6 protein-coding genes and 1 pseudogene are annotated in these 8,700 nt (G+C 38.1%); all 7 read right to left on the bottom strand.

Annotated elements, in window-relative coordinates; translation table 11 throughout:
• Positions 1 to 200, bottom strand: a 200-nt coding sequence (locus tag I6E11_RS15365; protein ID WP_394800139.1) for a two-component regulator propeller domain-containing protein, incomplete at its 3' end; no start/stop codon positions are given.
• A gap of 175 nt (positions 201 to 375) precedes the next feature.
• Entirely contained in the window at positions 376 to 2,829 is a 2,454-nt protein-coding gene (locus I6E11_RS13730) for a glycoside hydrolase family 31 protein (RefSeq protein WP_235338710.1), read from the bottom strand.
• A 31-nt stretch (positions 2,830 to 2,860) separates the two neighbouring features.
• The gene (locus tag I6E11_RS13725; protein ID WP_235338712.1) at positions 2,861 to 4,186 is read right to left on the bottom strand and encodes a glycoside hydrolase family 43 protein; all 1,326 of its coding nucleotides are present in this window, start codon (positions 4,184 to 4,186) and stop codon (positions 2,861 to 2,863) included.
• 41 nt (positions 4,187 to 4,227) lie between these two features.
• A complete protein-coding gene (locus tag I6E11_RS13720) occupies positions 4,228 to 5,016 on the bottom strand; it encodes an alpha/beta hydrolase (protein ID WP_235338709.1) in 789 nt (262 codons plus the stop codon).
• A 97-nt stretch (positions 5,017 to 5,113) separates the two neighbouring features.
• The gene (locus tag I6E11_RS15360; RefSeq protein WP_394800140.1) at positions 5,114 to 5,683 is read right to left on the bottom strand and encodes a DUF5110 domain-containing protein; all 570 of its coding nucleotides are present in this window, start codon (positions 5,681 to 5,683) and stop codon (positions 5,114 to 5,116) included.
• A gap of 48 nt (positions 5,684 to 5,731) precedes the next feature.
• A pseudogene (locus I6E11_RS13710) lies at positions 5,732 to 7,501 on the bottom strand (glycoside hydrolase family 31 protein); the annotation flags it as partial.
• A 203-nt stretch (positions 7,502 to 7,704) separates the two neighbouring features.
• Positions 7,705 to 8,700, bottom strand: a 996-nt coding sequence (locus I6E11_RS13705) for a family 8 glycosyl hydrolase (protein WP_235338708.1), incomplete at its 5' end; no start/stop codon positions are given.

The raw sequence follows: 8,700 nt of genomic DNA, 5'->3' as shown, positions 1-8,700 counted from the left end.
TTTATAAACTTTGCTCCGTCATATCTGTTCAATCCATATCCTGTAGATATCCATATATCACCACGTTTATCCTGATACAAATTATTAATCAGACTGCTGGACAATCCTGTCTCAATAGTAAATAGCCTACTATATTGAGCACTGGCATTTCCTATCACAACCCAACATATACAAATTAATAAATACAATCTGGACTTCATGTTTACAAATTATCTTAATATTTATAATATTAATGATGCAAATATACGTTTTTTATTCCACTGTTATAAAGGCTCATGTGCAAATATACCAAATCCATAAACACAAAAATCCCCCGCTATGCACAAATCACACCTTGACGGACCTTCTTTATGCATAGCAGGGAGACTTCATAAATTATAATTTCACTCTTATTTTTTTACCTGAATAATTTACAGTCTTTACATTTCCGTCTGCAGTACGCAATACAAATTTACGTTCTTTTATCATTCCAGAAAACTCTCCATTTCTTGAAGAAATAGAAAGAATACGGTTTTTATCATTCCAAGTGAAAGCTATTTCAGTATAAGCACCATTCTCATAGTTATAATTATCAAACTCATCTTCGTACAGTGTAAAGCTACCGTCTGAACCAGGATAAACACGTATTTCCAGTTCAGTCCAAGGCTTTTCTGATGTGTATTGTACTTCTGGTCCCATTGGAACTATACTTCCAGAACGAACGAACAAAGGTATGGTATTAAGTGAAGTAGTTACTTCTATATCATTGCCACCTTCAAAACATTTGTTATTCCAAAAATCATACCATTTCGTACCTTCAGGTAAATACACTTTAGTCTGTTTTTCAGTTGTAAAGTCTGTAGCAGACATCACCGAAGTTATTTCTGTTTTACTGCTGCTTCCCCATCCGTCATTCTCCTTCAATTCTTTCTGTATAAGTTCCGGTGTATATTGCGCATGCACAACTGGGGCCACAAGGAAAGCATCACCAAACATATACTCATCAGCAATATTCCATGTACGTCTGTCCGAAGCAAAATCCATAACCAATGCACGCATAAATGTTGAACGATTATGAGATACATCCCATGAAGTAGAGTATATATAAGGCAATAAAGAATAACGAAGTTTCACTGCATCCACTAAAGCATCATATACAGGTTCACCTTCTTTTCCATAAAGATAAAACTCACGAGGAACATCTGTTCCATGACTGCGCATCATTGGACAGAATACACCAAACTGAATCCAGCGAACATACAGTTCCTGATACATTGGATTGCGAACAGCATCACCCGTACCCCACGCACTATTATACGAACCGGCAAAGAATCCACCCAAATCAGAGTTCCAATGTGGCATACCTGTAAGTGAGAAATTCAAGCCTGCAGGTATCTGACGGCGGAAAGAATCCCATGATGACTGTACATCGCCAGACCATACATTTGAACCGTAACGTTGTTGTCCCAAAAATCCAGAACGTGTAAGGATGATAACACGTTTGTCGGAAGTTGCGGCACGCTGGTGTTCATAAACACCTCCAACCGTCATCAACGGATAGGCATTACGCACACTACGGTATGAACCAAGATATGTCTTGTGGTCGAAATCACTGTCTTTCCAGTTAAAATGGTCAGGTTCTGTAGAATCCATCCACCATCCATCCATACCAAGACTGAAGATGCCTTTATTAAGATGATTCCAATAAATATCGCGTGCTTCAGGGCTATAGGCATCGTATACACGAACCCCCGAAGGATAATCCATATTCGGTGGCCAGCCTTCCACTCCCGACTGTGGCCATGTCTCCATATCAAAAAGCAGCCCTTTCTTATCCAATTCACGATAAGGACGAGTAGCAGGACCAAATGATGACCATATGGATATCATCATACGCGCATTCATTCCATGTATACTGTCTATCATGGCCTGAGGATTACTGAATGTCGGGTTCTGAAAATCCATTGCATTCCACAAGTAATTATGTCCCCAATACTGCCAGTCCTGAATTATACAGTCCAATGGAATGCCAAGTTCGCGATACTTACGAACTACTCCTACTGTTTCATCCTGGCTCTTGTATCTTTCCTTACTCTGCATAAAACCATAACTCCACAATGGCATCATAGGGACATCACCTGTCAATGAACGTACTTCTGAAATTACACCGTCTGCATTTCCGCCATACATGAAATAGTAGTCTATACAATCGCCGACTTCAGAAGAGAATGAAGTTTCATTTTTATCATCAGAATAAGTAGTTACGGAATAGTTATCCCAAAACAGGCCATATCCTTTAGTTGATTGAATAAATGGAGAAACATCTTCTACGTTTCCTTGCATAAGGGCTTTCTTCATTCCGCGTTGCATCATCTGTCCGTTCTGAAGCTGACCAAGACCATAAAGTCCTTCATCGTCATCAGTATCGAAACCTTGATATACATGCCATGTATCATGTCCGGCATCATTAAACGCTGTAAAAGGCATATTGTTTTCTGTTTCTGAAAGCAGAGTATTACCTTCCGCCGAAGCAAAAGAAACTATACCGGTAGAAGTATTTACATTAACAGTCAATTCCTTACCTTTCAGTGTTATCAGATTTCCATCCGAAGCTGATACTTTATATTCAACTTTCTGAGGTTCGGACACCACAGAAAGGCTTTTCTTCTGCAATGAATTCTGAGCACTTGTTTTTATCACACGAACTGTACGTGGAGTAAACCACTGTACTTCAATACCAACATTGCATTTCTCTGTCTCTGTTTTTATTCCATACTGCGTTCTCTGAAAACTCTGCCCCAAGGCAAAAGCCGGTAACAGACTGAAAAAGAATATTAATTTACCTGCCATATTAGATTTTAATTAAATTGTTTTATACAAATTACTTACCTGTAAATTTCCAGCTGTCAATCATGAACAGATTGCATTTCTGATTCTTTGATCCGCGGAATACAAAATACAAATCATGCACTCCTTTAACAGACTTCACTTTCGTATTAAAAGTCTTAAGCTGTGTCTTGGTATTATAGATATTTACTGTACCGATGCACTGTCCTTCTGGTATATCGAGTCTGACTTCTATACTTCCTCCATAAAGATGGCACGAAGCGGACACTTCGAAAGATGATGCACCGTTACCAAAATCCACTCCACTGACTTTTATATACTCTCCTTCATCTATATCCGTAACAAGTTGATTCCAATGATCTGCAGCCCATGGATTTTTCTGTGTTGTTTTTAATCCATATCCCCATGACATCGTTTCAGCCTCAACTTTACGATAAGGATTGAAGTTTTCCACCTGACGCAATGTGCATTCGTGGAAATAAGGTAGTTCCTGAATAGTACCATCAGGATTGTATGTCATTTCGGCAAGTGATACAGAACGGCGTTCTGCATGACGGCTGGTCTGAAGACGGAATATATCATAGTTCTGACCAAAACAATATGACCGTCCTTTATAATCAATTATTCCAGGGTGATTACCTCTTGTACGTACTGTATGATCCATTATGTGTCCCTTATATTCCCACGGTCCGGTAGGACTGTCACTCATGGCATATCCTATACCTTCCGGACAACATGTAGAAGCGAAAGCCAGATAATAGTGTCCGTTACGCTTATAGAACCAAGGTCCTTCCTGATAATCTTCTATATGTGGCATCTTAACGATATTTCCCGAATATGAAATCATATCCTCATTCAGTTTTACCATATAGATATTTGGATTTCCCCAATACATATACGCCTGACCATCATCATCAACAAGGACAGTTGGGTCTATATCATCCCAATGTTCTTTCTGCCAAATCAAAGGCTTGCCTATAGGATCTTTGAAAGGGCCATATGGCGAATCTGCCACCAGCACACCTATACCGTGACCATGAATAGGACAATACATATACCACTTACCGTTTCTGCCAACAACACATGCAGCCCATGCGCCATTATCACCTTTATACCACTCAAAGTTTTTAAGTGAGGCAACAGCCCCTCTGTCCTGCCAGTTCACCATATCTGTAGACGTGTAAAGCAGCCAATCCTTCATTTTGAATCCTTCTGCATCATCCTCATCGTGCGAAGTATACAGAAAGACAGTATCATTATACAACATTGGAGCCGGATCTGCAGTATACTTTGTCTGTATTATCGGCATATTAAGTTTCACATCATCGGCAGTCTGAGCAGCCAATCCGGAAAATGCCATAAGGCATAAAGCTGGAATAATAGTTTTTGTCTTCATATTAATTATTTTTTATGGTTAATACTTCTAAATACATCAGACATATGTTTTAAAGCCCTAACAAGAGATGGCCGCCAGTAGTTCCAGTCATGCCCACCTCCATATATTCTCAATTGATAATTCACTTTTTTATCGCGAAATGCCTGTACCAATGCAATGTTGGCCTCATAAGTAAAATCCTTATCTCCACAATCAATAAACCAATCCACACCTTTCCATGCATCAACTCTTCCATCTGAAATTTCATTTACTGTTCGTATTGGATTATGGTCTTCAACCAACTGCTGTCTCCACTCCGCAGAAGGGTCATCTTTAAGGAATTCCAAATATTGACGACGCAGATATCCGCTCATAGAGTATACAGACGAAAATTTATCAGGATGAGAGAGACCGTACACTATTGATGCTCCTCCCCCCATTGAATAACCGGCTATGAACCGGCTATCTTTACGTCCATCAACATTATAGTTCCTTTCAATATAGGGTATAAATTCAAGAAAAAAGAAATCTTCATATTTCCAGTGAGGAGCATTAAACCAAATCATATTGTTCTTATTTCCTTCCGGACATACAATTATCATTTCCTCCATCTCTCCACACGCTATCAGACTATCTGCCACTACACGAAGATTACCATATGTCTCCCAATCCGTACACGAACAATTGCCTCCATGAAGCAAATAACACACGGGATATTTTTTATTCTTTTCTTTACCATAAGATTCCGGCAAATAGATGGAATATTCACGCGACGAGATTCCTTCAAGAAGTTTACATGGCATACTTGTATTCACAATTTTTCCATTAGAAAAAACTTCCCCCGCCAACACGACAGAAAAGAGAAAGAATAATATTTTTTTATATCTAAGCATTGATTTCATTCTTTATACATTAAAACTTTACAACTGTTTTATATCCATCATATAATATTTCACGTTCAGATATTCCATTTTTAGATACAAGAATCACTTTTATCTTTCTGCCCTCTCTTCTCTCACCAAACTTTCCTCTTTTATCAAAAATAGTAAATGCCCTTTTCTTGTTGTTCCATTTCATCTTTATCTCACTAAATAATCCGGACTCATAATCATAGTTATTACCATTATCTTCATAAAGACAAAATTCACCATCAGTGCCATTGAAAATACGTATTTCAAAATCTGCCCCTGACAATGATGAAGTGGTAGTAAGTTCAGTCGATAAAGGAATAATGCTACCTGCACGCACAAAAGCTGGAATATTCTCTATTGAAACCCCCGTTTCATACCACCCATTATTGCTAGCATAACTATTATCACGAAAATCATACCATCCACCTTCTGTTTCAGGCAAATATACACACATTTGATTTATTTCAGGTTCTAAAACAGGAGTAACCAATAATGAACGACCGAACATATACTGATATTTCAATGACAGTGCAGTAGTATCCGTTGCAAAATCCATCACCAAAGGACGCATGATGGTTCCACCACGGAATGTTACATCCGCAGCACAAGAATAAATATAAGGGAGCAATGAATAACGTAACGAAAGAGCATTACGGGATATTCGCATAACATCTTCACCATAATTCCAGAACTCAGTATTGCTCATATAGCCATGCACTCGCATTAACGGCAGATAGACTGAAGTCTGCAACCATCTCAAAAATCTTTCATGATAGTTTTTATCTGTATATTGATTAGAAGGACGGAAAAAGCCTCCTGCATCATATGTCCACCAAGGTAATCCACACACAGACATACCTAACCCAGCTACAATCTGACGTTTAAGGGTTTCCCAATCATTACCGACATCACCCGACCATGTGGCTACCCCATAACGTTGTATACCGGGGAAAGCACTTCTTGTAAAAAGCAACGCACGTTTATTGTCAATATCACGACGGAATCCTTCATAGACAGCCTTATTAACAATCAGCGGATAAGCATTTCTAAACATCTCTCCCGGATATTTTCCATTACAAACCATGCGACCCAAAAGATCATCATTCTCCGGTTCAGTAGCATCCAGCCACAAAGCATCTATATTGTATCTGCCAACAAGACTATCGCGCATATTGGTCCAATAATAATCAGCTGCATTCTTATTGAAAAAATCTACTCATTGGGTATCGTTTATATAATAACCTTTTTGCGAGAAATCCTTACCTAGATATGAAGAGGGATCTATCTTTGACCATATTGACAGCATAAATTTCATATCCATTTTATGCAGGCTGTCAGTCTTCTCTGCCGGAGAGGGATAAAACTCTTCATCGAAACGCATCGCGTTCCATCCGTATTTACCCCAATACTGCCAATCCTGGACTATCATGTCAACAGGTAAAGATTCTTTTCTAAAACGATTTGCTACATCAAGTAATTCTGATTGTGAATGGAAACGTTCGCGGCAATGTATATATCCCAATGCCCACAAAGGCATCATTGGTATGCCACCCGTTACTTCACGATAAGATGTTATAACTTCGTCAGGTGTACCAGCAAAAAAGGTATAATCAATACCATTTGATACAGGCGAGCTGAACACCGTTGTATTGTCTACTTTTCTGTAATATACTTTAGGTGAATCTTCCTTAGTCAGTTCTGAAACAAGTTTATGACGTCCTTCCGAGAGTTCCACTATCACAGATGTTGTTGGAGGAAGCCACAAATTATTCATATCAATCACAGTACTGCCATCTATTACAAGATTATGTTTGCGAGCCATCCTACTACCTACGTCAAGCATCAATGAATAGCGTCCAGATTCTTTAATGTCCAATTCTGCCGTAAAGATGTTACTATGACGGACCTCTGTCACACCACCTGTTGTAGAAGTAACATTTACAGTAGTTGCATGTCCTTCTCCTGCTTTAGGTTTCATATCTTCATAATCATCACACGGATTGAAGTCTGTCAGCCCATAGTTATTCCACAACAATCCATAACCTTTATTCGACATAATAAAAGGGATTGATATCTGTGTATTAACCTGTGTAAGCCTTCTTGTAAGTCCGCGCACATCAAGATTATTGTCCTGGAACTGCCCCAGTCCGTAAAGATGTTCGTCTTCGGGAGAATGAAAGCCTTGCATAGAAATATAAGTTCTGCCATTCTGAATTTGTGAAGGAGAAATATTATGTTCTTTTTCTTTCAGCAACAATCTACCATCAGGTGATAAGAAGGTAATTGTATTTTCAGAAACCTCTATTACCAATTTCTTCAATATTATTATGTCTTTACCATTTCTTTTTACCGATTTAAAACGTACAGACTTACCTTCAACATATACCATTTCAGGAAGTTCATAAACTTCACCCACTTTTTTTACTATTCTAACAGCATTATCGGCCAAAGGCATGACTATTATACTGTCATGTCCTCTCCAAAAGCACAATTCATTATTGTCACTTACGGTTGCATTAATATTACCACATACAAAAGTTGATAATAATATAAAATATAAAAAACACACGTTTCTCATAAGAAAAGACAAAATCAATATATTCTAAAGTTACCAGAAACATGAAGCATAGATAACATATATACCATACCTGAATAATATCTATATTTACCTATTGGGAACTCCTGTTTCCATAAATCAGAGACATATTTTTTAGCTAAGGCCTTATTTTTCAAAGCAAAAGCGCCAACAGCATTAGCACCTGCCATACCAGACGAATATTCTCCGGTTGGATTATTTCCGTTCAAATCAAACTGTCCATGCTTAAAATCATCCGATTCAAAAAAACTCAACAAACGTTCCATCATATCAGATTGGTTGGTCTTATCCTTTCCAAACATATAGTAATCCATCCCCACATTCATTGCACAACGTATTGCATCATACTGATAACGTCTTGCATCATAGTCTTCTTTCCAATCGGGTTGATGCGGAGTACCATCAAAGCATGAGTAATCAGGGAAAAGACCAGTTATAGGATGTGAAGCTTTGACTAATAATTTTCGTGCTGCATCAGGAGTCTTTGCCCAAAAATCTTTATTTGAATTACTCCATAAAGCCCATAATTCAAAAAAAGCAGGCAAGTTATATGAAGGATCAGTAAAGTTCCACATTTCTCCTTTAGGAACAAAAGTTATTAAAAAAGAATCCGTATTGAACATATTACGTATTTCTCCTTTATCTCCTTTTGACATAATATCATAAAGAATCTGCTGTCCCTCCTTTTCATAATTTATCTCTCCATTATTTCCCCACCTATGTGAAGCAAAAAACAAAGATGTAATAAAATATACTTCTCCATCAGTAGCGCAACTAGGTTCCACTCCTATTTTGCTGCCATCAGTATTACATTGCCATGCAAAATAGCCTTGCCATTTACCAGATTTATAATGCATATTCTTTTTAACCCATCTCCAAATACGGTCAAATTCTGTACGTCTATCCATCTGCACACTTATCATCATACCATAAGACATTCCCTCAGTACGTACATCATTATTTCCTGTATCCAATATATATGCTGTTGTATC

Source organism: Bacteroides caecigallinarum (assembly GCF_021531075.1).
Taxonomy (GTDB): Bacteria; Bacteroidota; Bacteroidia; order Bacteroidales; family Bacteroidaceae; genus Phocaeicola; species Phocaeicola caecigallinarum_B.
Note: the sequence above shows the minus strand (reverse complement) of the source record. Positions and strands in the feature narration are given on the sequence as shown.

What these genes read in the sequence shown, in the direction of transcription:
- I6E11_RS13730 (WP_235338710.1), bottom strand. Translation starts at nt 2,829, where the DNA reads ATGGCAGGTAAATTAATATTCTTTTTCAGTCTGTTACCGGCTTTTGCC.
- I6E11_RS13725 (WP_235338712.1), bottom strand. Translation starts at nt 4,186, where the DNA reads ATGGCATTTTCCGGATTGGCTGCTCAGACTGCCGATGATGTGAAACTT.
- I6E11_RS15360 (WP_394800140.1), bottom strand. Translation starts at nt 5,683, where the DNA reads ATGCGTCCTTTGGTGATGGATTTTGCAACGGATACTACTGCACTGTCA.